At 71.3% G+C, this 24,789-nt stretch carries 26 protein-coding genes; 17 read left to right on the top strand and 9 right to left on the bottom strand.

Features of this window, described 5'->3' with window-relative positions:
- Window positions 1-13 precede the first annotated feature (13 nt).
- Together G537_RS0114895 and G537_RS0114890 are read right to left on the bottom strand one after the other, a co-directional pair.
- Complete coding sequence (locus tag G537_RS0114895) at window positions 14-652, bottom strand: glutathione S-transferase family protein (RefSeq protein ID WP_026870800.1); 639 nt, start codon at window positions 650-652, stop codon at window positions 14-16.
- On the bottom strand, window positions 646-1,266 hold the full coding sequence (locus G537_RS0114890) for a TetR/AcrR family transcriptional regulator (RefSeq protein WP_026870799.1): 621 nt from the start codon (window positions 1,264-1,266) through the stop codon (window positions 646-648). The genes G537_RS0114895 and G537_RS0114890 overlap by 7 nt, the downstream gene beginning before the upstream one ends.
- Before the next feature lie 141 nt (window positions 1,267-1,407).
- Between G537_RS0114890 and G537_RS0114885 the strand changes: the two genes are divergently transcribed.
- The 4 genes from G537_RS0114885 to G537_RS0114870 all read left to right on the top strand — a co-directional run bounded on the left by G537_RS0114885 (window position 1,408) and on the right by G537_RS0114870 (window position 5,442).
- Window positions 1,408-3,015: an FAD-dependent oxidoreductase gene (locus G537_RS0114885; RefSeq protein WP_026870798.1), complete on the top strand. Its 1,608-nt coding sequence runs from the start codon at window positions 1,408-1,410 to the stop codon at window positions 3,013-3,015.
- Window positions 3,016-3,030: 15 nt separating this feature from the next.
- A complete protein-coding gene (locus G537_RS0114880; RefSeq protein WP_026870797.1) occupies window positions 3,031-4,188 on the top strand; it encodes an NAD(P)/FAD-dependent oxidoreductase in 1,158 nt (385 codons plus the stop codon).
- 157 nt (window positions 4,189-4,345) lie between these two features.
- Entirely contained in the window at window positions 4,346-4,993 is a 648-nt protein-coding gene (locus G537_RS0114875) for an RraA family protein (protein ID WP_026870796.1), read from the top strand.
- A 68-nt stretch (window positions 4,994-5,061) separates the two neighbouring features.
- Window positions 5,062-5,442, top strand: a complete 381-nt coding sequence (locus G537_RS0114870; protein ID WP_026870795.1) for a DUF427 domain-containing protein — start codon at window positions 5,062-5,064, stop codon at window positions 5,440-5,442.
- A gap of 9 nt (window positions 5,443-5,451) precedes the next feature.
- Here G537_RS0114870 and G537_RS0114865 read toward each other — a convergent pair whose 3' ends face one another.
- Window positions 5,452-5,862 (bottom strand): VOC family protein, encoded by a 411-nt coding sequence (locus G537_RS0114865; protein WP_026870794.1) that lies wholly within the window; start codon window positions 5,860-5,862, stop codon window positions 5,452-5,454.
- A 242-nt stretch (window positions 5,863-6,104) separates the two neighbouring features.
- On the opposite strand from G537_RS0114865, the gene G537_RS0114860 reads away from it, so the two are divergent.
- Window positions 6,105-6,389: a hypothetical protein gene (locus tag G537_RS0114860; protein ID WP_026870793.1), complete on the top strand. Its 285-nt coding sequence runs from the start codon at window positions 6,105-6,107 to the stop codon at window positions 6,387-6,389.
- A 12-nt stretch (window positions 6,390-6,401) separates the two neighbouring features.
- Here G537_RS0114860 and G537_RS0114855 read toward each other — a convergent pair whose 3' ends face one another.
- Complete coding sequence (locus tag G537_RS0114855; protein ID WP_026870792.1) at window positions 6,402-7,415, bottom strand: ABC transporter substrate-binding protein; 1,014 nt, start codon at window positions 7,413-7,415, stop codon at window positions 6,402-6,404.
- A 294-nt stretch (window positions 7,416-7,709) separates the two neighbouring features.
- Here G537_RS0114855 and G537_RS38080 point away from each other — a divergent pair, with 294 nt between their 5' ends.
- Both G537_RS38080 and G537_RS0114845 read left to right on the top strand, forming a co-directional pair.
- Entirely contained in the window at window positions 7,710-7,994 is a 285-nt protein-coding gene (locus tag G537_RS38080) for a hypothetical protein (RefSeq protein ID WP_034851770.1), read from the top strand.
- 117 nt (window positions 7,995-8,111) lie between these two features.
- Window positions 8,112-8,864: an SDR family oxidoreductase gene (locus G537_RS0114845; RefSeq protein ID WP_026870791.1), complete on the top strand. Its 753-nt coding sequence runs from the start codon at window positions 8,112-8,114 to the stop codon at window positions 8,862-8,864.
- A gap of 148 nt (window positions 8,865-9,012) precedes the next feature.
- Here G537_RS0114845 and G537_RS0114840 read toward each other — a convergent pair whose 3' ends face one another.
- Window positions 9,013-9,801, bottom strand: a complete 789-nt coding sequence (locus G537_RS0114840) for a GNAT family N-acetyltransferase (RefSeq protein ID WP_026870790.1) — start codon at window positions 9,799-9,801, stop codon at window positions 9,013-9,015.
- Window positions 9,802-9,898: 97 nt separating this feature from the next.
- Between G537_RS0114840 and G537_RS0114835 the strand changes: the two genes are divergently transcribed.
- A complete protein-coding gene (locus G537_RS0114835; RefSeq protein WP_026870789.1) occupies window positions 9,899-10,537 on the top strand; it encodes a LysE family translocator in 639 nt (212 codons plus the stop codon).
- A gap of 8 nt (window positions 10,538-10,545) precedes the next feature.
- Window positions 10,546-11,265, top strand: coding sequence for an HAD family hydrolase (locus G537_RS0114830; protein WP_026870788.1), 720 nt, complete (start codon window positions 10,546-10,548; stop codon window positions 11,263-11,265).
- Between the two features lie 139 nt (window positions 11,266-11,404).
- On the opposite strand, the gene G537_RS0114825 is transcribed toward G537_RS0114830, so the two are convergent.
- Window positions 11,405-11,875 carry a MaoC family dehydratase gene (locus tag G537_RS0114825; RefSeq protein WP_026870787.1) on the bottom strand — a complete coding sequence of 157 codons (471 nt, stop codon included), beginning with the start codon at window positions 11,873-11,875 and terminating at the stop codon, window positions 11,405-11,407.
- Between the two features lie 60 nt (window positions 11,876-11,935).
- Between G537_RS0114825 and G537_RS0114820 the strand changes: the two genes are divergently transcribed.
- From G537_RS0114820 to purH, 8 genes are all read left to right on the top strand, one after another.
- Window positions 11,936-13,273 carry an RsmB/NOP family class I SAM-dependent RNA methyltransferase gene (locus tag G537_RS0114820; RefSeq protein WP_342665209.1) on the top strand — a complete coding sequence of 446 codons (1,338 nt, stop codon included), beginning with the start codon at window positions 11,936-11,938 and terminating at the stop codon, window positions 13,271-13,273.
- A gap of 117 nt (window positions 13,274-13,390) precedes the next feature.
- On the top strand, window positions 13,391-14,131 hold the full coding sequence (locus G537_RS0114815; protein WP_026870785.1) for an ATP-binding cassette domain-containing protein: 741 nt from the start codon (window positions 13,391-13,393) through the stop codon (window positions 14,129-14,131).
- Window positions 14,131-15,171 carry an ABC transporter permease gene (locus G537_RS0114810; protein ID WP_026870784.1) on the top strand — a complete coding sequence of 347 codons (1,041 nt, stop codon included), beginning with the start codon at window positions 14,131-14,133 and terminating at the stop codon, window positions 15,169-15,171. Before G537_RS0114815 ends, G537_RS0114810 begins: the two co-directional genes overlap by 1 nt.
- A gap of 37 nt (window positions 15,172-15,208) precedes the next feature.
- Window positions 15,209-16,156 carry a sugar-binding protein gene (locus G537_RS0114805; RefSeq protein WP_026870783.1) on the top strand — a complete coding sequence of 316 codons (948 nt, stop codon included), beginning with the start codon at window positions 15,209-15,211 and terminating at the stop codon, window positions 16,154-16,156.
- A 104-nt stretch (window positions 16,157-16,260) separates the two neighbouring features.
- Window positions 16,261-16,926 (top strand): ribulose-phosphate 3-epimerase, encoded by a 666-nt coding sequence (rpe, locus tag G537_RS0114800; RefSeq protein ID WP_026870782.1) that lies wholly within the window; start codon window positions 16,261-16,263, stop codon window positions 16,924-16,926.
- 3 nt (window positions 16,927-16,929) lie between these two features.
- Entirely contained in the window at window positions 16,930-18,594 is a 1,665-nt protein-coding gene (locus tag G537_RS0114795; protein ID WP_026870781.1) for a heparinase II/III family protein, read from the top strand.
- Window positions 18,595-18,608: 14 nt separating this feature from the next.
- A complete protein-coding gene (gene aac(3) / locus G537_RS0114790; RefSeq protein WP_026870780.1) occupies window positions 18,609-19,442 on the top strand; it encodes an aminoglycoside 3-N-acetyltransferase in 834 nt (277 codons plus the stop codon).
- 60 nt (window positions 19,443-19,502) lie between these two features.
- Window positions 19,503-21,083 (top strand): bifunctional phosphoribosylaminoimidazolecarboxamide formyltransferase/IMP cyclohydrolase, encoded by a 1,581-nt coding sequence (purH, locus tag G537_RS0114785; protein ID WP_026870779.1) that lies wholly within the window; start codon window positions 19,503-19,505, stop codon window positions 21,081-21,083.
- A gap of 6 nt (window positions 21,084-21,089) precedes the next feature.
- Here the strand turns inward: purH and G537_RS0114780 are convergent, their stop codons facing one another.
- The 3 genes from G537_RS0114780 to G537_RS0114770 all read right to left on the bottom strand — a co-directional run bounded on the left by G537_RS0114780 (window position 21,090) and on the right by G537_RS0114770 (window position 24,688).
- Complete coding sequence (locus G537_RS0114780; protein WP_026870778.1) at window positions 21,090-22,139, bottom strand: M48 family metallopeptidase; 1,050 nt, start codon at window positions 22,137-22,139, stop codon at window positions 21,090-21,092.
- Window positions 22,136-23,200 carry a DUF898 family protein gene (locus tag G537_RS42070; protein WP_162146111.1) on the bottom strand — a complete coding sequence of 355 codons (1,065 nt, stop codon included), beginning with the start codon at window positions 23,198-23,200 and terminating at the stop codon, window positions 22,136-22,138. Before G537_RS42070 ends, G537_RS0114780 begins: the two co-directional genes overlap by 4 nt.
- A 93-nt stretch (window positions 23,201-23,293) precedes the next feature.
- Window positions 23,294-24,688, bottom strand: coding sequence for an MFS transporter (locus G537_RS0114770; protein ID WP_081688814.1), 1,395 nt, complete (start codon window positions 24,686-24,688; stop codon window positions 23,294-23,296).
- Window positions 24,689-24,789 lie beyond the last annotated feature (101 nt).

Raw genomic sequence — 24,789 nt, 5'->3', positions numbered from 1 at the left:
CGCCTTCCGTGGATCAATAGGCCAGCCGGCCGTACATGTCGTCGAAGGGCATCATCACATGCTCGCGATAGGCCGGCCGGTCGGACAGGCGGCGGTACCAGGCGCGGACATTCGGCACCGGCGGCGTCTCCAGCCCCATCTCGAAATAGCGGTAGAGCGCGGTGCCGGCCGGGATGTCGGCCAGGCCGAACGCCTCGCCCGCCAGGAAGGGCCGGCCGGCCAGATGCTGGTCGAGCAGCCGGAAATGCGCGGCGCAGGCCTCCTGCTTCCGTGTGATCAGCTCCCGGTTGCGCTCGGCCTCGGGGGTGCGCCAATGGCCCCAGAACAGGTCCATGAAGTCGCGCTGCAGCGTCGCCAGCGACCAGTCCATCCAGCGGTCGGAGAAGGACCGTTCCGCCGGATCGGCCGGCCAGAACCGGCCATGCCGGGCGGCGAGGTAGCGCAGGATGCTGTGCGATTCCCATACCACCGTGCCGCTGTCGTCGATCACCGGCACCCTTCCATGCGGGTTCCTGGCGCGGAAGGCCGGATCGTCCAGCCCGCCGAAGTCGCCGCCGGCCGGGATGTGCTCGTGCTGCAGGCCGAGCTCGCCCACCAGCCACAGCACCTTCTGCACGTTGAAGGCGTTGCGCCGGCCCCAGATCGTCAGCATGGCTCCGATTCCCTGAACGGTCGTCCGGTCAATACATCGTCATAGATCGGCACGTAGCGCAGCCGTTCCGGCCGCGGCTCGCGGAAGGGGATGGCGTAGTAGCCGATCTGGTGGAAATAGCTGATCCGGGCGCGGATCTCGACCTCGTCCGGGGCATAGCCCATCTGCCCGAAGGCGCGGCGCAGCAGGCCCATGCGGAACTGGTCGGCCTCCTGCACCGCCCGGGCCACCTCCTTGGCGGCGCGGCCCCAGTCGCGCACCGCCATGTCGAGCGCCGGGCTGAACGGGTTCTCGTCGACCCAGACGTTGCGGAAGGCGCGGAACAGCGCCGTCCCCGCCAGGTCGTCGCGGCCCTCCAGCGCCTCGAACGGGGCGCAGTTGCGGCGGCGCCACTCCTCCAGCAGCGCCGTCAGCAGGTCCTTGCGGCCGCCGAAGTGGAAATAGAAGCTGCCCCGCGTCACCTTCAGCGACTTCGCCAGCCGGTCGACCTTGATGCTGGCGACGCCGCCCTTCTCCAGAACCTTCAGCGCGGCCCTGACCCAGTCTTCGCGGCTCAGCGTCCGGCGCCCGTTTCCGCCTTCCGCCGTCGCTCTGCTGTTCTTCGTTGTCGCCAATGCGTCGGTCCTCGATCGGTGCCGGCGGTAGCCTTGCGTCACCAGCCAGATGCCGACCCATCCTGTATGCCCGCAGCAGGCGACGCCCTGCAAGGCAAGAGGGGAGCCGGCCCGGACGCCGCGTCGGAGAACGAAGCCATCATGCCCCATCCCCCCATCGATCCGAAATCGGTCGCCGGGAAGACCCCGGCGGTCGAACGCCATGTCCAGCTGCTCGTGATCGGCGCCGGCCCGGCCGGCATCGCCGCGGCGGCGGAGGCGGCGGAGCGCGGGCTGGAGGTGCTGCTGGTCGACGAGAACCCGGTTGACGGCGCCCTGATCGGCATGGATGTGCCGCTGCATTTCGGCGGCCGCGCCACCGCGGCGGTGAACACGCCCGGCCGCCTGCTGGAGCCGTTCCTGGAGGCGTCGCCGGAGCTGGCCGAGCTGTTCGACAAGGGCGTCGAGGTGCTGCTGCAGACCACCGTCTGGGGCCTGTTCGCCAATGGCCCCGGCGTGCAGTGGATGCCGGGTCCCGTGGCCGGGCTGGCCGATGCCGAGCGGTCCTGGCTGGTCGGCTTCGACCGGGTGGTGGTGGCGGCCGGCCGGCGCGACCTCGGCATGTCCTTCCCGGGCTGGGACCTGCCGGGGGTGATGGGCGTGACCGCGGCGCACCGGCTGATCGCCGGCTACGACGCCTTCGCCGGCCGGCGCCTTTTGATCCTCGGCTCCGGCGCCGAGGCGCTGGACCTGGCGCTGACGGCGCTGGGCCGCGGGCTGGAGGTGGCCGGCATCGTCGAGGTGGCGGCCGAACCGGTCGGTCCCGCCGCGCTGGTCGAGGCGGTGCAGGCGCATGGCGTGCCGGTGCTGACCGGCCATGTGATCAAGGTGGCCTCGGGCAACGTCGAGGGCGTGACCACGGCGACGCTGGTGCGGATCGACGACCAGCTCTCGCCCGTTCCGGGCAGCGAGCGCGACATCGCCTGCGACACCATCGCGCTCGGCATCGGCACGGTGCCGAATATCGAGCTGCTGGCGGCGCTGGACGCCAGGCTGGTGCACGACCCGGACCGCGGCGGCCACGTGCCGGTGACGGAGGCGGACGGCCGCACCGCCCTGCCCTTCGCCTATGCGGTCGGCGACTGCGCCGGCATCCACGCCGCCAAGTCGGTCGACGCCGCCGTGGCGCGGCAGGAGGGGCGGGTGGCGGCGATCGCCGCGGCCGCGTCCCTGGGCAGGGCGGCCGAAGCCGATGTAGTGGCGGCCCGGGCCGGGCTGGCGCAGCCGGTCTGCGGCCAGGCCGACCACCGGATGACTTGGCTGAAGGCGCTGCTCAACACCGGCGGGCTCGACGTGCTGGTCTGCCAGTGTGAGGAGGTCAGCCGCGGCGAGCTGCTGGATGTCAGCCCGCCGCGCTATCTCGAGCGCAAATCGAACAAGATGGGCACCCGGTCGCTGACCACGCTGCTGGAGGACGGGCCGGTCAACCAGGACCAGGTCAAACGCCTGACCCGTGCCGGCATGGGGCTGTGCCAGGGCCGCCGCTGTCGTGAGCAGGTGGCGATGCTGCTGGCCCTGTCCTCCCGCATCGATGTCGGCCAAGTGCCGCTGGCCAGCTACCGCCCGCCGGTGCGGCCGCTGCCGCTGAAGGTGCTGTGGCCGCAGGACGAGGCCGAGGTGGTGCGGCAGGAATGGGATTCCTGGTTCGGCATCGAGAGCCAGTGGATGCCCTGGTGGGAGATCCCCACCGGCGACGCGAAGCAGGGCTGAGGCGGAGGGCGGATCATGGCGGGAACGGAGAAGAGCGGCGCCTCGGTCGTCGTCATCGGCGGCGGCGTCACCGGGCTGAGCACCGCATGGTGGCTGGCGCGCGACGGCGTCGACGTGCTGGTGCTGGAGAAGGGCATCGTCGGCTGGGAGGCCTCGGGCCGCAACGGCGGCGGCTGCACTCATCCGCAGAGCCCGTTGTTCGCCGAGGAGCAGCGGCTGTGGCCGCAGATGGACGAGCTTCTGGGCTATCCGACCGAGCACCAGCCGCGCCGGCTGAAGATCGTGCTGCATGAATCGGACGTCGAGTTCATGCTGGGCTGGGTCCGGATGGGCGAGAAGCAGGGCTTCCATTACGAGACCTTGGACGGCAAGCAGATCCGCGAGCTGGCGCCGCTGGTGGGCGAGACCGTCGAGCGCGGCTATCTGCTGAACTATGGCGGCCACGCCAACCCGCAGCGCACCTCCCAGGCCTATGCCTGGGCGCTGCAGGACCATGGCGGCCGCATCCTGCAGCACTGCACGGTGACCGGCTTCGAGACGGCCGGCGGCAAGGTGACTCGAATCCGCACCGACCGCGGCGATTTCGGCTGCGACCATGTGGTGATCGCGGCCGGGCCGCAGACCGGCCTGTTGGCCGGGATGCTGGGCGTCGACCTGCCGGTCGCCTCCGGCCGGGCCGAGATGATCGTGACCGAGCCCCTGCCGCCGATGCCGATGAGCGGGGTCGACGGCAACGGCCTCTATGGAAGGCAGACGCTGCGCGGCAACCTGGTCTATGGCGGCGGCCCGCATGAATGGCTGCCGCCGGTCGACCTCTCGACGCCGCCGAAGCCGTCCAGCCCGTTGCTGCGCAACATCGGCCGCCGGCTGATGGAGCTGTTCCCGAAGGCCGCGCATGTGCGGATGATCCGCAGCTGGTCCGGCGTGATCGAGAACACGCCGGACGGGCGCGCGGTGATCGACCGGATGCCGGGCTTCGACAACGCCATCGTCGCCACCATGTCGAGCGTCGGTTTCGGCCTGTCGCCGGCCAGCGGCCACGCCATCCGCGACCTGATCATCGACGGCGCCTGCAGCTTCGCCGACCTGTCGACGATGCGCCTCGACCGCTTCGCCGGCCTGCCGAAGGACTGGCGCGAGGCCCAGGGCTGGCTGCCGCCGGTCGCGGCGTGACACGGTCCCGAGGATGGGATGCGGCCCCCCTTATTGTCATGCCCGGGCTTGACCCGGGCATCCAGAAGGCCTCGACATCCTCTGGATTGCCGGGTCAAGCCCAATGACAGCAAAAACAAGATCATGACGTGACGCTGCGTCCTGGGGAGGACCAACCATGACCGACCTGACCGCCCGGCTGGAGGCCTGCTATTCCGGGGCCGTCTACGACGTGCTGCGCGACCTGGGTCACGCCAACTGCGTGCTGCCGCGGACCATTGTCGCGATCGACCCGGACACCCGCGTCTCCGGCCGCGTCTTCACCATCCGCGGCCGGCCGGACGACACGGTCGATGCGCATCAGAGCCTTCTAGCCTGGACCGAGCTGCTGACGGTGGTGCCGAAGGACCATGTCGCCATCTGCCAGCCGCAGGACGACGTGCGGGCGCTGATGGGCGAGCTGTCGGCGGAGGCGCTGCAGTCGCGCGGCGTGCGCGGCTATATCGTCGACGGCGGGTCGCGCGACAACGCCTTCATCCGCAGGCTGGGCTTCCCGGTCTTCGCCCGTTTCCGCACCCCGCGCGACATCGTTGCCGCCTGGGTGCCCGAGGCCTATGGCGAGCCGATCACCATCGGCCAGGTGCGGATCGCCACCGGCGACTGGGTGGTGGCCGATATCGACGGCATCGTCGTCATCCCCGACGCCCTGGCCGAGGAGGTGGTCGGCCGGGTCGAGGACGTGATGCGGCAGGAGAACCTGGTGCGGAAGGCGATCCTCGAGGGCGTCTCGCCGCAGGAAGCCTATCTCCGCCACGGCAAGTTCTGACCGCCCCTTCCCTCGCCGCGGCCCCGGCCCCACATCGGAGATCCGGACACAGCAGCGAGGATCGCGCCATGAGCGACAAGCCGAGGAAGATCCCCGGACCCGACCATCCGATCACGATCGCGCCGAATCCGGGCCGGGTCGTGGTCACGGCCGGCGGCCGGGTCATCGCCGACAGCCGCAACGCGCTGACGCTGCGCGAGGCGAGCTATCCCCCGGTGCAGTACATCCCGCGCCAGGACGTCGACATGGCGGCGCTGCAGCGCACCGACCATGCCTCCCACTGCCCCTACAAGGGCGACGCCGCCTACTACAGCATCCCGGCGGGCGGCGAGCAGGCGGTGAACGCGGTGTGGAGCTACGAGGCGCCCTACGACGCCGTCGCCGCGATCAAGGACCACCTGGCCTTCTACCCGGACCGCGTCGATTCGATCACGGAGCAGCCGGCCTAGACACGGCGGTCAGGGAAACAGCCCCGGCGCGTCCGCCCGGTGGCAGACGCAGCACAGCTTGTTGCCGTCCGGGTCGCGGACATAGGCGCCGTAATAGTTCGGGTGGTAGTGCGGCCGGACGCCGGGCGCGCCCTCGTCGGCGCCGCCCGCGGCCAACGCCGCTTGGTGGAAGGCGTCGACCTGCGTCCGCTCGCGCACGTTGAAGCCGATGGTGACGCCGTTGCCGAAGGTCGCCTTCTCGCCGTTGATCGGGCGGCAGATCAGGAATTCCGGGCCGCTGTCGCCCTCGGGCACGTAGCACAGCCAGCCCGCGACCCGGTCGTCGAGCTGGCAGCGCAGCCCGATCGCCGCCAGCACCTGGTCGTAGAACTGCTTGGCCCGATCGATGTCGTTGGTGCCCACCGTGATGTGGCTGAACATGGCCCTCCCCCGCGGCCGATGGCCTTTTGTGTCCCGTGCATCGGGCTCGCCAGCCGACGCGATAGGTATGGCCCAGCATAGCGCCCGCCCTCTCTTGAACAAAGCGGCAACACCCCGAATTCTTTCGGCGGCACAGGGCCCGGATGCCGCAGCCGCGGCCGGAACCGGCTTTGCCCGGGCGCTATTGACCCGATAGCCGGCGTGGCCGGCCCTGCCCGGGAACGCCGCCGAGGAGGATGGACATGGACACCATCGGTCCCCTGACCCAACAGATCCACAGCGATCTTCTCGCGCTGATCGGCGAGCGGTCCGAGGATTACGCCGACGAGGTCGGCGGCGATCCCCATGCCCTCAGCGGCGCGCTGATCGGTGCTCTCGCCTTCCTGACCGGGCAGATGATCGCCGCCGCGGTCGATGCCGAAGGCGTCACGCACCTGATCGAGCGGGCGACCGCCAATATGCGGGTCGGCGCCGAGATGGGCGTCGCGCAGGTTGAAACGCTGGACACCGACATCACCCTGCATTGACCAGGCCGGCCGTCACAGGCCCGGGACGACGGCGCCGACGAAGCGCGGATCGATCAGCGCTGCGGCATCGACCTCGCCCCGCAGCAGCCCGGCGGCCCGGGCCGCTTCCTCCACATCGGCGATGACCTGCCGGGCGAAGGTGCCGGTCAGTTGGGCCTTGCTCTCCGGCAGGGAATAGAAGGTGATACCGTCGAAGGCGGTCGACAGCTGTTCCGGCATCGCTTTCACCGCCCTGGCGATGATGGCGCGGTCGTCCGCCCTGTTCTTCTCGTAATCGTCATGCGCCGCCTGCCAGGCGCGGAGCAGCGCCGCGACCTGGCCCGGGCGACCGGCCGCCACCTCCTCGCGCACGACGAAGACGTCGGAGATCAGGCCGGGCTCCTCGGCCGCCGTGTACAGCAGCCGGACCGACGGATCGACCAGCCGCGCGAGGGACAGGTAGGGCTCGTAGCTCACCGCCGCCGCGGTGCGGTCCACCGTCACGGCGGCGGCGGCATCCAGGGCCGGCATCGCCACCGAGGTGATGTCGGCGAGGCTCATGCCGTTCCGGTCCAGGGCGGAGCTGAGCAGCATGTGGCTGGTGCTGCCCGCCTCATAGGCCACCTCCCTGCCCTTGAGGTCGGCCACGGTCTCGATCCCCGGGCCGGCGATGATGGCGTCGGCGGTCATGCTGACGTCGAGCAGCGCGACGATCCGGATCGGCGTTCCCGCCGCCGCCAGCATCAGGGCGGTATGGGTGGCGACGCCCGCACCGTCGAGCCAGCCGTCGGCCAGTGCCGCGTTGATCTCCCGGTCTTCGGCGAAGGTCACGATCTCGACATCCGGCAGACCCTCGGCCCGGAACAGCCCCTTCGCCGCCGCGACATGCCAGAGGCCGTAGCCCAGCCAGGGCTGGATTCCCAGGCGGAAGCCGCCCGCCTCCGGCCGGGCCGGGACCTCCTGCGCCGCGGCTGGTCCGGCCCAGGCCAGCACCGCCGCCAGCAGCATCGCCGGCACGACACGGCGCGCCCCGCCGCCAGACTTCATGGCCCTTCCTCACCGCCGAGGCGCGGCCGCTGGCCGGCCACGCTGTTCTTGTGAAGCGAGGATTCATAGAGTGACCGTCCGCGGAGTCAATCGATGCCCGGTGTCTTTTCCTACAGCGACGGTCCTGAGCGACGCCGCCGCGTCCCGCAGACTTGCCAATCCGACATCCACCGGCTAACCATGAGTCATGGTCACCACGCGCTCCCTGCGAATTAGCCACTAGGCCCCGGGCCGGCCGTGCCGGCTCCCCCGGGGTCTTCGTCGTTGCTGTTCGCGTTTCCCCGGGAGAAGACGATGACCATGACCCGCGACGATGCGCAGGTCGTTTTTCACGTGGTCGGCCTGGCCGACACCAACCTGCTGCCCCGCCTGCTCGAGCCGTTCTGCCTGCGCGACATGGTGCCCGACCAGGTGTCGGCCGAGCGCCAGGGCGAAGAGATGCGGGTGACCATCGCCCTCCGCCGCGAGGCCTGCCCGGAATGGGAGGCCGTGGCCCGTAAGCTGGGCCAGATCTTCGTGGTGAAGAGCGTGCTGGCCTCGGTTACCGACGGCGCGGCGGAGCTGCAGGCGGCGGTCTGAACCCGTTCCGCCGCCTCGCCGCGCAATCCGGCTGACTAAGTCGGACATAATCGCTAGGGTCCGTCTGGACGCGGGGCGGATGCAGCCGACCCCGGGATCGATACGGGAGAGACGCAGATGGCAAGCAAGGTGGCGCTGGTGACGGGGGCCGGGTCGGGCGTCGGCCGGGCGGTGACGCTGGCCTTCCTGAAGGAGGGCTACAGGGTGGTGCTGGCGGGCCGCCGGCAGGACGCGCTGGAGGAGACGATCCGCGTGTCGGGCGCGCCGGCGGATCAGGCCCTGGCGGTGCCGACCGACGTCACCGACCCGAACAGCGTCCGCGCCCTGTTCGACGCCGCCAAGGCCCGCTTCGGCCGCCTGGACGTGCTGTTCAACAATGCCGGCGTCAGCGCCCCCGGCGTGCCGCTGGAGGAGCTGACCTTCGAGCAGTGGAAGGCGGTGGTCGACACCAACCTGACCGGGCCGTTCCTGTGTACGCAGGAGGCGTTCCGGATCATGAAGGACCAGGACCCGCAGGGCGGCCGGATCATCAACAACGGCTCGATCTCGGCCCATGTGCCGCGGCCGAACTCCGCCCCCTACACCGCGACCAAGCACGCCATCACCGGCCTGACCCGGTCGACCTCGCTGGACGGGCGGAAGTACAACATCGCCTGCGGCCAGGTCGACATCGGCAACGCCGCCACCGACATGGCGTCGAAGATGGCCAAGGGCGTGCCCCAGGCCGACGGCTCGATCAGGCCGGAGCCGCTGATGGACGCGGCCCATGTCGCCACCACCGTGCTGATGATGGCGTCGCTGCCGCTCGACGCCAACGTCCAGTTCGTGACGGTGATGGCGACGAACATGCCCTATATCGGCCGCGGTTGAGCGGATTACGGGAAACTCAAGCCGTCATGGCGAGCCCCGAAGGGGCGTGGCCATCCAGTCTGTCGCCACTATCAGCGGGGCTGAAAGACTGGATGGCCACGCTTCGCTCGCCATGACGATTTACTCCAGGCCACACCGGTACAGACGCTCAGCCTTCAGCGTCCCGCACATAGGGCGTGGTCGTGGTCAAGGCCCGGAAGCCGAGCCGTTCCAGGATCGGCCGGCTGTCGGGCGAGGCGTCGACGGTGAGGAAGCGGAAGCCCCGGGTCTTGGCCTCGGCGGCCCGCTTCGCCACCAGGGCGCGGTAGATGCCGCGGCCGCGCCAGTGCGGCCGGGTGGAGCCGCCCCACAGATCGGCGAAGGCGGTGCCGGGATGGAACCGGATCCAGCCGGCCGAGACGCAATGGCCGTCGGCCATGGCGAGATAGACCGACAGCCGGTCGGGCGCCGCCGCGATCTCGGCGCCCAGCACCTCCGACCGCCAGTCGTCGTCGGCGCCGTAGACCGCGGCCATCAGGTCGTCGATGGCGCCGAAGCGCACCGGGTCGACCACCCGCTCGACCGTCACGCCCTCCGGGTCAACCGGCGAAGGCAGCGGGCCGTCGAGGTCGAGCGCGAGCAGCGTCTCCGGCTCCTCCGGCACGAAGCCGGCAGCCTGCAGACGCTGGCCGAGATCGGCCGGCGCGTCATGGCCGTACAGCTTCCATTCGACAGACCGGCCCTCGCTCGCGAAGAACGCGGCTTCCCGCGCGATCGCGGCGTCGGCCGAGGCGGCGTCGAGCCGGCTCCACAGCACGAAGTTGTCATGCACCCCGAGCCCGGGGCCGATGATGCGGGTGACGTCAGGCAGCGGCTCGACCCGGTAGGCCGGATCGGCCTGCACCGGGGCGCGCCGCAATTCGGTATCGAAGCGCCTCAGGATCTCCGTCGTGTCCATCCCGTCCTCCGCCCAATGCGCCGGGCTTGCCCCGGGCGTCCCTTATGGCCGATTTTGGAGCCGGCTGCGACCGCAGCCCCGCTGTTTCGGAGGAATCGTGAACGGCACCCTGCTTTTGGCTTCCGGCCTCGCCGGCTTCGCCTACGGCATCTCGCCGGGGCCGGCGGTGCTGGCCCTGTTCGGCATCTCCGCCGGCCAGGGGCGAAAGGCCGGCGCCACCTTCCTGTGCGGCCACCTGGTCGGCGACGCGCTGTGGTCGGCGCTGGCGCTGACCGCGATCATCGGCGCCCAGGTGATCGGCCCGGCGGTGTTCGACGCGCTCGGGCTGATCTGCGGCGCCTATCTGCTGTGGCTCGGCTGGTCGGCGCTGACCGTGCGCCGCGGCTCCGACGGAACGATCGACACGTCGGTGCGGCGGCCGCTGCTGCGGGGCCTGCTGTTCGGCGTCACCAACCCGAAGGGCTATCCGGTGGCCGTCGCCACCTTCACCGCCCTGCTCACCAGCTATGCCGCCAGCCTGACCTGGTCGGAGCTGCCGGCCCTGGTCGGCGCCGCCTGCCTCGGCGCCGTCGCCGCCTATGTCATCCTGGTCGCCGTCGCCGGCGCTTCGGCGGTGCGCGGCTTCTACCGCCGGCACGAGATCTGGTTCGTCCGCGCCTCCGGCGTCCTGTTCCTCGGCTTCGCCCTGCACGCGCTGACCGAGTCGATCACCGGCTTCGTCGCCCGTCGGAGCTGACGGTCCCGATGCCCGCCCCCCTGACCGTCGCCTTCGACGCGGACGACACGCTGTGGCACAGCGAATCCGTGTTCGAGGAGACGCATGCCCGGCTGGTCGCCCTCCTCGCCCCTTGGGTCGACGCCGAGACGCTCGAACGCACCCTGCTCGACACCGAAGCACGCAACCTGAAGAGCTTCGGCTACGGCGTGAAGGGCTTCACCCTGTCGACGATCGAGACTGCGATCGAGATCACCGGCGGCCGCATCGGCGCCGGCGAGATCCGCACCATCCTCGACCTCGGCAAGGCGATGATGGACCATCCGGTCGAGCTGATCGACGGCGTGGCCGAGACGCTCGACGCGCTGGCGCCGGACGCGAAGGCGGGGCGGATCCGACTGATCGTGATCACCAAGGGCGACCTGTTCCACCAGGAGAGCAAGGTCGCCCGCTCCGGCCTCGCCGAGCGGTTCGAGAGCGTCGAGATCGTGGCCGAGAAGGACGAGGCGACCTATCGCCGGATCCTGCAGCGCGCCGGCGCGACGCCGGAGCGGTTCCTGATGATCGGCAACTCGATGCGCTCGGACATCCTGCCGGTGCTCGACCTCGGCGGCCAGGCGGTGCACATCCCCTACCGCATCACCTGGGCGCATGAGGCGGTGAGCCGGCCGGAGGTGGCGCCGCCCGGCTTCCACACCCTCGATTCGATCCGCGAGGTGCCGGCGCTGGTGGCGCGGCTGCTGGGATAGGGCCCGTCGTCTGAAGTATTGACCCGTCATGGCGAGCCCCGTAGGGGCGTGGCCATCCAGGGCCGCTCGCACCGGCCCCTGGATGGCCACGTCGCTTCGCTCCTCGCCATGACGGGAAGGAGAAAGGCCGCCAAGCCAGCTAAGCCGGCCGCCTGGGAACCACCATGTTCGCGACCATCACCTGCACCGGCTCGCCGGCCTGGTTCAGGGTGGTGATCCGGGTCTTGACCATGCCGCGGTCGGGGCGCGACCGGGACGGCCGGATCTCCAGCACCTCGCTCTCGACCCGCAGCACGTCGCCCGGGCGCACCGGGCGCGGCCAGCGCATCTCGTCGGTGCCGCCGCCGATCAGCCCTCCCACCGGCAGGAACTCGCCGCCGACCAGGAGCTTCATGGTCAGGGCCGCGGTGTGCCAGCCGCTGGCCGCGAGCCCGCCGAAGAAGGTCGCCTTCGCCGCCTCCTCGTCGAGATGGAAGGGCTGCGGGTCGAACTGGGCGGCAAAGGCCTTGATCGCCTCGGGCGTGACCGCGACAGTGCCCGAGCCGAAGCGCTGCCCGACCTCGAGGTCCTCCAGATACAGGCGGCGGGCGGCGGTGGTGTCCGGCGGCATCGGCGTGTTCTCCCTCTTTGCCCCAGCATGGCGCGGCGGGGCCGAACGCGAAAGTGCGCGTTGGCACTGGTCCGCCCGGCGCCGATGGTCTACATCCCGCGCATGACCGACACCGGATTGGCCACGCGCAAGGCCGCCGTCGAGCTGCTGCGGGCCGTTCTGGCGCAGCGGCGCCCGATCGACGAGGCCCTCGATTCCCATCTCGCCCTGCAGGGCATGGAACCGCGCGACCGCGCCTTCACCCGCCTGCTGCTGACCACCACGCTGCGCCGCCTGGGCCAGATCGACGCGCTGATCGACGGCGCGCTGAACACGCCGCTGCCGCGGGGCGCCGCCACGGTGCGCGACGTGCTGCGCCTGGGCCTGGCCCAGCGCCTGTTCCTGGCGACGCCGTCGCACGCCGCGGTCGACACCTCGGTCGAGCTGGCCGGGCTGACCGGCTTCGCCGGCATGAAGGGCCTGGTCAACGCCGTGCTGCGCCGGCTGGCCGAGGACGGCCCGGCCCTTCTGGCCGGTCAGGACGCCGCCCGGCTGAACACGCCGGACTGGCTGTGGTCGCGCCTGGCCGAGGCCTATGGCGCCGCCACCGCCGCCGCCATCGCCGAGGCGCATCTGCACGAGGCGCCGCTGGACCTCTCGGTCAAGGCCGACCCCGATCTCTGGGCCGGGCAGCTCGACGCCCGGCCGCTCCCGACCGGGACGCTGCGGCGCGAGGCCGGCGGCCTGGTGCCGGAGCTGCCGGGATTCGCCGAGGGCGCCTGGTGGGTGCAGGACGCCGCCGCCGCCCTGCCGGCCCGGCTGTTCGGCCCGATCCCGGGCCGCCGCATCCTCGACCTCTGCTCAGCACCGGGCGGCAAGACGGCGCAGCTGGCCGCCGCCGGCGCCGCGGTGACCGCGCTCGACCGCTCGACCCGGCGGCTGAAGCGGGTGGCGGAGAATCTCGGCCGGCTCGGCCTCGCCGCCGAGCTGCACACTGCGGAGGCCGAGACCTTCACCGGCGGCGCCCCCTATGACGGCGTGCTGCTGGATGCGCCCTGCAGCGCCACCGGCACCATCCGCCGCCACCCCGACGTGCCGCGGCTGAAGGGGCCGGAGGACGTGGCCAAGCTGGCCGCGGCGCAGGCGCGGATGCTGCGCCGCGCGGTCGAGCTGGTGCGGCCGGGCGGCATCCTGATCTGGTGCACCTGCTCGCTGCTGCCCGAGGAGGGCGAGGCGCAGATCGACCGGCTGCTGGCCGAGGACGACCGCCTGATCCGCGTGCCGGTGGCGGCGTCGGAGGTCGGCGGGTCGGCCGAGTTCCTGACCCCGGCCGGCGACGTCCGCACCCTGCCCTCGCACTGGCCGGACCTCGGCGGCCTCGACGGCTTCCACATCGCCCGGCTGAAGCGGCGGTCCTGATCCCCTCACTCTTTCGCTAATAATCAGACAAAAACAATTTGCGCTTCGCCGCGCTCTCTTTCACAGTTCCGCCCGAACGAGGCCGGGATCACCGGGGCCAGGGAGGAACGGAGCGGGATGGCGCTTCTGGAGCTGCGCGACATTGCCAAGCATTTCGGGGCGATTCACGCCCTGACCGGCGTCAGCTGGTCGATCGAGCCCGGCGAGGTGGTTGGGCTGATGGGCGACAACGGCGCCGGCAAGTCCACCTTGGTCAAGGTCATGGCCGGCAACTTCCCGCCGACCTCCGGCGAGATGCTGCTGGAGGGCAAGCCGGTGCATTTCCACAAGCCGGTCGACGCCCGCGAGGCCGGGATCGAGGTGGTCTATCAGGACCTGGCCCTGGCCGACAACCTGACCGCCGCCGCCAATGTCTTCCTGGGCCGCGAGCTGAAGAAGGGCGCCTGGCCGCTGCGGCGGCTGGACCATGGCGCCATGAACCGGCGGGCGCAGGAGCTGTTCGCCGAGCTGAAGTCGGAGACCCGCGCCGGCGACCTGGTCCGGCTGATGTCGGGCGGGCAGCGCCAGGCCGTGGCCATCGCCCGCACCCGCCTGTCCAACGCCAAGCTGATCCTGATGGACGAGCCGACCGCGGCGATCAGCGTGCGCCAGGTGCACGAGGTGCTGGAGCTGATCCGCCGGCTGCGAGACAGCGGCATCGCCGTGATCCTGATCAGCCACCGCATGCCCGACGTGTTCGAGGTGTGCGACCGGGTGATCGTGATGCGCCGCGGCCGCAAGGTCGCCGACAAGCGCATCGCCGAGAGCTCGCCCGAGGAGGTGACGGGCCTGATCACCGGCGCGCTGGAGGCGGCGTAATGGCCCAGGCCGCCAACTCCGCGACGATGAATTTCGACAATGTCCGGCGGCAGGGCCCGCTGCACCGGATCATGTCGTCCCAGATCACCTACGTCCTGGCGGCGCTGGTGATCCTGATGGTGGTCATGACGATCGCCTCGGACAAGTTCCTGACCGAGCGCAACCTGCAGAACGTCGCCCAGAACTTCTCCTACATCGCCATCGCGGCGCTGGGGCAGACGCTGGTGATCATCCTGGCGGGCATCGACCTGTCGGTCGGGTCGGTGATGGCGCTCGGCGCCGTCGCCACCAGCCTGGCAATGACCTGGACCGCCGACTGGCCGATCTTCGTCGACTGGCCGGGCCTGGCGCTGGCCTTCGGCGTGCTGGCGGGGGTGGCCGTCGGCGGCGTGGTCGGGCTGGTCAATGGGCTCCTGATCGCCCGGCTCGGCCTGTCGCCCTTCGTCACCACGCTCGGCATGCTCAGCGTCTGCCGCAGCCTGGTCTATGTCGTCACCCAGGGCCGCGGCTCGCCCACCGCCGGCCCGGCCAAGGACCTGTTCCGGGTGCTGGGCACCGACCCGATCTTCGGCATCCTGCCGCCGTCGCTGATCTACATGGCGGCGCTGGCCGTGATGATCTGGTTCCTGCTGCGGCACATGCAGTGGGGCCGGCACGTCTTCGCCATCGGCGGCAACGAGAAGGCGGCGGCGCTGACCGGCGTGCCGGTCGAGCGGATCAAGATCTCGGTCTACGTGTTCTGCAGCGCCCTCGCCGCCTTCACCGGCGTGCTGCTGCTGGCCTGGCTCGGCTCCGCCCCCGCCAACACCGCCGTCGGCTACGAGCTGCGGGTGATCGCCGCCTCGGTGATCGGCGGCGCCAACCTGACCGGCGGCCTCGGCGGCCCGCTCGGCGCCGTCACCGGCGCGGCGCTGATCGAGGTGATCCGCAACGGCCTGATCCTGGGCGGCGTGCAGCCCTATTGGCAGGATTTCTTCGTCGGCGTTTTCATCATCCTGGCGGTGCTGCTGGACCGCATCCGGTCCAAGCGGGCGGCCTGAGGCGCACAAGAGAGTTCAACGAGGGAGGACGAGCATTATGAGGAAGCTTCTTTTGGCCGCGGCCGCGCTCGGCGCGGTCCTGGCCATGGCGGGTGGCGCCAACGCGCAGGACAAGCTGCGCTTCGCCCTGGTGCCGAAGGCCATGAACAACCCCTATTTCGACCTGTCGCGCGACGGCTGCATGGAGGCCGCCCAGAAGCTGGGCGTCGAATGCGTCTATATCGGCCCGGTGGAGCACGAGCCGGCCAGCGAGGCGCAGATCGTGCAGGACCTGATCACCCAGGGCATCGACGGCCTCGCCATCTCGGTGGCCGATGTCGACGCCATGACCAACGTCATCAACCAGGCGGTCGAGGCCGGCATCCCGACCATCACCTTCGACGCCGACGCGCCGGGCTCCAAGCGCCAGGCCTTCGTCGGCACCGACAACTACGCCATGGGCAAGGCGATCGGCGAGATGGCGGCCAAGCTGAAGCCCGACGGCGGCACCTTCGCCATGGTCTCCGGCGGCCCGGCCGCGGCCAATCTGAACGACCGCGTGCGCGGCGTGATCGACGGGCTGGGCCAGGGCTGGACCCAGGTCGAGGGATCGCCGCTGTACTGCAACGACGACGCCGCCCTGGCGGTGCAGCAGCTGCAGGACACGCTGACCGCGCATCCCGACATCGACGCGCTGCTGCCGGTCGGCGGCTGGCCGCTGTTCGTGCCCGACGCCTTCCGCAACTTCGCCGAACCGATCAAGGCCAAGCTGGCGTCGAAGGAGATCGTCCTGGTCTCGGCCGACACGCTGAAGCCGGAGCTGGAACTGCTGCGCGACGGCTACGCCAACGGCCTGATCGGGCAGCAGCCCTACCAGATGGGCGTGCTGGCGATGGAGATCCTGCAGAAGCTGAAGAAGGGCGAGAAGGTGGACGAGATCACCTATGTCGGCCTCGACACCGTGACCCCGGACAACGTCCAGGAGTTCCTGGCGAAGGCGAAGTAAAACCCGCGGACCGGCCGGGGCGCCGCGGCGCCCCGGCCGGTCCTTCGGCCTTGCCGGCTTCGTCACGGTTGTGACGCGGTCGGTCCCTTGTTATGAGGACGATCATGGTCAAGCCGGTCCTGATCGCCCCCTCCATCCTCTCCGCCGACTTCGCCCGCCTGGGCGAGGAGGCTCGCGCCATGACCGAGGCCGGGGCCGACTGGCTGCACCTCGACGTCATGGACGGGCATTTCGTGCCCAACATCACCTTCGGCCCCAGCGTGGTGAAGGCGCTGCGCCCCTGCTCGGCCCTGCCCTTCGACACCCATCTGATGATCGGCCCGGCCGATCCCTATATCCCGGCCTTCGCCGAGGCGGGGGTCGACCGCATCAGCTTCCACCCCGAGGCCGGACCGCACCCGCACCGCACCGTCCAGCTGATCCGCTCCCTCGGCAAGTCGCCGGGGGTGGTGCTGAGCCCCGGCACGCCGGTCGCCATGGTCGAGGAGCTGCTGGGCGACATCGACCTCGTGCTGGTGATGACCGTCAATCCCGGCTTCGGCGGGCAGAGCTTCATCGAGAGCCAGCTCGACAAGATCGCCCGGCTGCGCGCCATGATCGACAAGGGCGGCCGCGACGTGCGGCTCGAGGTCGACGGCGGTATCACGCCGGAGACGGCGCCGCGGGTGATCGCCGCCGGCGCCGACACGCTGGTCGCCGGCACCGCCGCCTTCCGCGGCGGGCCCAAGGCCTACGCCGCCAACCTCGCCGCCCTGCGCGGCAAAAACTGAGCGATGCGGGATCCGCGCGCCCTCACCCGCAGCGTCCAGGACCAGCTGGCGCGGTTCGCCTATTCGAACCCGCTCTACTCGGTGGCGCTGGGGCGCAAGGGTCCGCGCGACCTGCTGATGGTGCCGCCCGATCCCTGGCCGGGCGATGCCGAACGCGGCGCCGCCCTGATCGCCGGCCAGTACCGGCTGGGCGGCCAGACCTACGAGGCCGCCGCCGCCGCGCCATGGGAGCCGTTCGGCGCCGCCCCCGAGTTCATCGAGGCGCTGCACGGCTTCGAATGGCTGCGCGACCTGCGCGCCGCCGGCGGCGACCAGGCCCGGCGCCAGGCGCGGCGGCTGATCGACCACTGGATCGAGCGCTACGACCGCTGGCACCCGCTGACCTGGCGGCCGGACATCCTGGGCCAGCGCATCGCCAGCTGGCTCGGCGCCCACGACTTCTTCTGCGCCAGCGCCGATGACGACTTCCGGGCCCGGGTCTTCGCCAGCCTGTCGCGGCAGCTGCGCCACCTGACCCGCGTCGCCGACGGCGATCCGATGGACCCGCGCCAGATCCAGACCGTGCGCGGCCTGGTCTACGGCGCCGTCGCCCTGCCCCAGGGCCGGCCACGGCTGGACCTGGCCCAGCGCATCCTCGGCAAGTGCCTGCCGCGCCAGATCCTGCCCGACGGCGGGCACATCCAGCGCAACCCGGCGATCCATCTGACCGTGCTGCGCCACCTGATCGACATCCGCGCCGCCTTCCGCGCCGCCCAGGCGCATGTGCCGGACGCGCTGCACCTGGCGATCGACAGGATGGCGCCGGCGCTGCGCCTGTACCGCCATGGCGACGGCGGCTTCGCCCTGTTCAACGACGCGCAGGAGGGCGAGCCGGTGCTGATCGACGCCGTGCTGGCCCAGGCCGATTCCAAGGGCAGGGCGCCGAAGAGCGCGCGGCACAGCGGCTTCGAGCGCGCCATGGCCGGCCGCACCCTGCTGCTGCTGGATGTCGGCGCGCCGCCGCCGGCCGGCGTCGACGACGGCGCCCATGCCGGGCTGCTCTCCTTCGAGCTGTCGGTCGGGCGCGAGCGCATGATCGTCAATTGCGGCGCCTGGCCCGGTCGCGGCAGCGCCGAGGACAGCGCCTGGCACACCGCCCTGCGCAGCACGCCGGCCCATTCCACGCTCTGCGTCGCCGGCCGCGATTCGGCGGAGATCCTGCGCGATGCCGGCATCGGCAAGCGGCCGCGGACCATCGAGGTCGACCGGCAGGAGACGCCGCATTCGGTGCTGATCGACGCCTGGCACGACGGCTATCGCGAGGCGCTGGGGCTGGTCCATCGCCGCCGGCTGGAGCTGTCGGCCAGCGGCGACGAGCTGCGCGGCGAGGACATCCTGTTCGCCGAGACCGACGCCGCGCGCGGCCTGCCCTTCGCCATCCGCTTCCACCTGCATCCGGCGCTGCAGCTGTCGCCGGTGCAGGGCGGCAGCTCGGTCATCATCCGTCTGCCCAGCGGCGACGGCTGGCGGCTGCGCGGCTATGGCGGCGAGGTGGCGCTGGAGGAAGGCATCTATCTCGGCCGCGGCACCGAGCGCCGCAAGACCACCCAGGTGGTGATCTGGGGCGAGGTCGGGACGGAGAGCACCGGCGTGCAGTGGATCCTGCGCCGCGAGCGGCGGCTGGCTTAGGATCGGAGGCCCGATTGCCTGCGGAGATCCACACGCGGCGGACGCTGGCCGCGCAGCTTCGTGAGATCGGCCTCGGGGCCGACGATTCGGTGATGGTGCATGCCGGGCTGCGCTCGGTCGGGCGCATCCTCGGCGGGCCGGATGCCCTGATCGATGCCCTGCACGACGTGATCGGCCCGGGCGGCACGATCCTGGTCTACACCGACTGGAGCGACGACTACCACGACCTGCTGGACGACGATGGCAACGTTCCGGCGGAGCTACGCGACGACATCCCGCCCTTCGATCCGGCCTCGTCCCGCGCCCGCCGCTTCAACGGCGCCATCGCCGAGCTGGTCCGCACCCGGCCCGGCGCCCGGCGCAGCGCCAATCCCGGCGCCTCCTTCGCCGCCGTCGGCGGCCGGGCCGACTGGTTCACCGCCGGCCACGCCCTCGACTACGGCTATGGCGAGCAATCGCCCTTCGCCAGGCTGGTGCAGGCCCGCGGCAAGGTGCTGATGCTCGGCGCCCCGCTCGACGCCATGAGCCTGCTGCACCATGCCGAGCACCTGGCCCGGATCCCCGGCAAGCGGGTGGTGCGCTACGAGGCGCCGATCCTGGTGGATGGGCGGACGGTCTGGCGCCGGTTCGAGGAGTTCGACACCTCCGACCCAATCGTCGACGGGCTGCCGGAGGGCTATTTCGCCACCGTGGTCGAGGATTTCCTGGCCGCGGGCGGCGGAGCGCGCGGCACCATCGGCGCCGCGCCCTCGGTCCTGGTCCCGGCGGCGGAGATGGCGGATTTCGCCGTCCGCTGGCTGGAGAGCCGGTTCGGCGATCCGCAGCGCAGCGGCGCGGCATCCGTCTAGACGGTCGACAACCTGTCCGTGCGGGTCTAAAGACGGGCCACTTTTGCCCGGGAGCCCGCCATGACCGAAGCCGCCCTGCCGATCCGCCGCGCGCTGATCTCCGTCTCCGACAAGACCGGCATCGTCGAGTTCGCCCGGTTCCTGGCCGAACGCGGGGTCGAGATCCTGTCGACCGGCGGCTCCTTCAAGGCGCTGGCCGAGGCCGGGATCCCGGTCAAGGAGGTCTCGGCCCATACCGGCTTCCCCGAGATCATGGACGGGCGGGTCAAGACCCTGCACCCGAAGATCCATGGCGGCCTCCTGGCCCGGCGCGACAGCGACGAGCATCTCGAGGCGATGACCGACTACGGCATCGCGCCGATCGACCTGCTGGTCTCGAACCTCTACCCGTTCGAGGCGACGGTGGCCCGCGGCGGCGATTTCGACGACTGCGTCGAGAACATCGACATCGGCGGCCCGGCCATGACCCGCGCCGCGGCCAAGAACCACGCCTTCGTCGCGGTCGTCACCTCGCCGGTCGACTACGAGCCACTGCGCCTGGAAATCGCCGCCAACGGTGGCACCCTGGGCCCGACCCGCCGCCGCCTGGCCGCCGCCGCCTTCGCCCGCACCGCCGCCTATGACGCGGCGATCGCCGGCTGGTTCGCCGAGGTCGAGGGCGAGACCTTCCCGCCGCGCCTGTCGCTGTCCGGCAAGCTGGCGGAGACGCTGCGCTACGGCGAGAACCCGCACCAGGCCGCCGCGCTGTATCTGAGCGGCCCGGCCGTGCCCGGCCCTGCCACGGCCGACCAGTTGCAGGGCAAGGAGCTGAGCTACAACAACATCCTCGACGCCGATGCGGCCTTCGAGGCGGTGTCGGAGTTCACCGAGCCCGCGGTCGTCATCGTTAAGCACGCCAACCCCTGCGGCGTCGCCGTCGCCGCCACGCTCAGCGAGGCCTATGCCAAAGCGCTGGCCTGCGACCCGGTCAGCGCCTTCGGCGGCATCATCGCCGCCAACCGGCCGATCGACGGCGCCACGGCGCAGGCGATCACCGCGCTGTTCGCCGAGGTGGTGATCGCGCCGGATGTCGAGCCGGAAGCCGCGGCCGCCTTCGCCGCCAAGGCCAATCTCCGCGTGCTGAAGACCGGCGGGGTCCAGGACCCGAAGCAGCGCCGCCGCGTGCTGCGCAGCGTCGCCGGCGGCTTCCTGACCCAGACCCGCGACGACGCGGCGCCGGAGGCGTCGGAATTGAAGCTGGTCACCCGCAAGGCGCCGACCCCGCAGCAGATCGAAGACCTGCTGTTCGCGACCCAGGTGGCGAAGCATGTCCGCTCCAACGCCATCGTCTTCGCCAAGGGCCGCGCCACGGTCGGCATCGGCGCCGGGCAGATGAGCCGGGTGGACAGCGTCAAGATCGCAGTGTCGAAGTCGGCAGAGGCGGCCCAGGCCGCGGGCGAGACCGGCTCGCGCATCGCCGGCTCGGTGGCGGCGTCGGAGGCCTTCTTCCCCTTCGCCGACGGCCTCCTGGCCCTGGTCGAGGCCGGCGCCACGGCGGTGATCCAGCCCGGCGGCTCGATGCGCGACCTCGAGGTCATCGAGGCCGCCGACCAGGCCGGCATCGCCATGGTGTTCACGGGGCGCCGGCACTTCCGGCACTGACAGGCGTCAGTCGCACATCTCCCGCACCGCCCGCCATTCGGCGTCGCTCATCGCCGAAGCGCCGGCCGTGTCCGGCGTGTCGAGCAGGGCGCGCTCCTCCAGCGGCGGGTGGGTGGCCAGGAAGGCCGGTCCTCCGCCGGCGTCCTCGGCGAGACGATGGAACAGCGTTGAGAGCCCGTCGCGGCGCAGCCCGGCCCCGGCCAGGAGCCGCAGCGCGGTCTCGTCCGCCTCGCGCTCGAAGCTGCGGGAATAGGACAGGGCCACCAGCTCCGACCCGGCCTGGCCGAGCCGGCTGAGATCCGACCCGCCGGTCAGCATCGCCAGGATCGAGAGCCCCTGCTGGCGGATGATGCCCTGCAGCCCGTGCCGGTGCAGCACATGCCCCATCTCGTGCGCCAGGACGCCGGCGAACTCGTCGGGGTCTTCCATGCGGTCGATCAGGCCGCGGAACACCAGGATCCGGCCGCCCGGCGCCGCCAGGGCGTTGGGCACGTCGCTGTCCAGCACCTCGACCCGGAACCGGTACGGGGATTGCTGCCCCGCCAGCAGGCGCCGCGCCAGGGCATCCACCGCCGCCCGGCCCTCCGCACCGTTGCACGCATCCGGGTGGCGGAGCATCGCCTCGATGCTGTCCGCCACCGTGTCGCCGAGCGAGGCCTCGTCCTCGATCGGCACCAGCGTGGCGATCGACGCGGACAGCTGCGGCAGGAGCAGCAGCACGGCGCCGATCACCGCGGCCAGCCCCAGGGTCCAGAACAGGATGGTCCGGCCGCTTCCGGCCTCAGGCCCGCCGAGGCGGGCGCCGGCCGCGCGCAGCCCCGGCAGGGCCGCGGGGTCGTCGAGGGTCAGCCGGGCGTCGCCGCCCTCCTCGGACCGCAGCCGGACCGGCGCCGCCGCCCGGCCCGCCAGATCCAGCGAACCGAGCGGCCATTCGGCCAGGATCGTGCCGTCCTCGCCCGCGATCACCAGCCTGTCCGCCGCGACCGTGGCGCGGACGGGCGTTATCCGCGCCGTCCTCCCGTCCGAATAGCGGCCGGACCAGGGTCCGACGGTCACAGCCCGCCGCCGTCGAGCAGGGCGAACAGCCCCTCGCCGGTGCGCGGGCCGGCGTCGGAGGACTGCGCCACCGCCTCCAGATCCAGCGCGCCGCCGATCGCCATGGTCTCGCAGCTGGCCTTCAGCACCGGATGGCCGAGGACGACGAAGCCGATCGTCGGCGCCAGCGCCACATAGAGCCAGATGCCGATGATCGTCAGCGCGGATGTGGACGGCGGCGGCGGCGTGTGCGTGCGGGCCGCTTCGATCACATCGAGCATGGTCGGCACGAGGAGGGCGGCGAAGATGGCGATGGTGATGACGGCGAGCAGGATCGTCGGCCCCAGCACCTGGCCCAGACGAAGACGCCCCTCGAGCTTCAGCCCGGCGATGCTGACCGTGGAGGACCAGTAGCGGAACTCACGCACCCGGTACCACACCAGCATGATGCCGAGGGTCGGCCCCGCCAGCAGCATGGTCAGGATCCAGGGCCAGATCAGCTTCGCCCCCCGCGCCTCCATGCGGAAGGGCACGGTGCCGTAGCGCGCATTGTTGACGATCGTCCGGGCCTGCCAGGTCCGCAGCAGCGGCATGCAGATGCCGAGCGTCACCACCGTCAGCAGCGAATAGCCGATGGTGCCGAGGACGAATTGGCGCGCCGTGCCGTCGAGGCCGAATCGGATGCCGCGCCACAGCGTGCGCGACAGGCGGTAGCGCGTGGCGAGATACACCGCGGCGACCGCGAGCACCGCCACGATCAGGTAGAACGCCGCCATCGACACCGGCAGGGCCACCCTGGACTGAAGCAGCCTGCCCAGAATGAAACCGATGCCGGCCAGCACCACGCCGAGGCCGATCAGGACGGCGATGGCCTTGAGGAAGCCGAAGAACAGCTCCTTGCCGGTGCCGGTGTATTCGAAGGGCTCGCCGTCGACGCTGACGGCGCCCCAGATCGCCCGCCGGATCTGCGTCCGGCCCCAGAAATTGTAGATGCCGAGCGTCACCACGGACAGCAGCATCGTCTTCAGAAACAGCCCGCCGATTCCGAACCGGCTGCCGTCGTAACGAACGCGCCCGGTCACGGGCGCCATATCCGCAATCGCCATTTTGCAGGTCTCCCCCCGCCAATGCGGACAGCATTCCTGAAAGCGGGGAGATCTGTCAAATTGTTGATATCAGCCCCGCGCCGGCTCCCGCACCGTGGCCACGATCAGGCCGCCGAGCGCGAACAGCACGACGATCGCCGCCACGCCGGCGCGCTGGGTGGCGAAGGCGGCGGTGGCGGCGGCGAACAGCCAAGGGCCGACGAAGCCGGTGGCGCGACCGGTCAGGCCGTAGAGACCGTAGGCCTCGGCCTCGCCGCCCACGGGGGCGAGACGGCCCATCAAGGTGCGGCTGGCCGCCTGCGCCGGCCCCAGGAACAGGCCCAGCACCAGGGCCAGGCCGATGAACCACACCGGGTCGGTGACCAGGATGATCGGCACGCCGAGGACGACGAGCCCGACGATCGCGATCAGGATCGTCGGCTTCGACCCGATCGCGTCGTCGACCCAGGCGAACAGCACCGACCCGACGCCGGAGGTGACGTTGAGGCCGATCGCGAACAGCACCAGCTGGCCGAAATCGAGACCCAGCGCGCCCGCGGCGTAGATCCCGCCGAAGGCGAACAGCATGTTGAAGCCTTCGCGATAGATCGCGCTGCCGACCAGGAACCGCACCAGGTTGCCCCGGCCCGGCAGCGATTCGAGGGTGCGCCACAGATCGTCGAGGCCGCGGCGGATCGCTGCCCTGATCGGGGCGCCGCCCGGCCGTTCGCGGACCAGCAGCAGCAGCGGCAGGGCGAAGACCAGCCACCACAGGGCCACCAGCGGCCCGGTGGCGCGCGGGCCTGCCGAGTCCACCGCCGGCAGCGGCAGCAGCGGCGCGGCGCCGCCGAAGCCGATCAGGCCGAACAGGGCGATGACGAGGCACAGCAGCCCGCCGAAATAGCCGAGCCCCCAGCCCCAGCCGGAGACGCGGCCCAGCTTCCCGGGCGGCGCGACGTCGATCAGCAGGGCGTTGTAGAAGACGTAGGACAGCTCGAAGGCGATGGTGGCGAGGCCGACCAGCACCATCGCCGGCAGGATCCAGGACGGTTCCGGCGCCGCGAACCACAGCAGCGCCGTCGGCACCACCGCCGCGGCGACGCAGGCGGCGAGCCAGGCCTTGCGCCGGCCGCCGTGATCGGCGACCGCGCCCAGCACCGGGCTGAGCAAGGCGACGGCGATGCCCGCGCTGCCGGCCGCGACGCCCCACAGCGCCGCGCCGCGGTCGGCGTCGCCGACGATGCCTTTGGTGAAATAGACCGAGAAGACGAAGGTGCCGATGACCGTGTTGAAGGCGCTCATCGCCCAGTCGTAGAGGCACCAGCCGAAGATCGCGGCCCGCGAGCCGGCGGGCGGGGCGGAGGCGGCCTCGGCGGTCACCGGCGGGGCCTCCGATGGATAAGAACGGATGGTTTGAACTCTCCCCCTCCCCTCGCGGGAGGGGGTAGGGGGAGGGGGTTCACGCCGGGGAAGCGGTGCTCGCAGGGATGATGCGAAGCGATTTGCCGATCACTCCGGAAGCGCCTGCGCTCTACGCTCGACAGCCCCCTCCCCCTGCCCCTCTCCCGCAAGGGGAGGGGCAGGTT

Origin of the sequence: Inquilinus limosus DSM 16000 (assembly GCF_000423185.1) — a bacterium.
Lineage (GTDB): Bacteria > Pseudomonadota > Alphaproteobacteria > DSM-16000 > Inquilinaceae > Inquilinus > Inquilinus limosus.
Note: the sequence above shows the minus strand (reverse complement) of the source record. Positions and strands in the feature narration are given on the sequence as shown.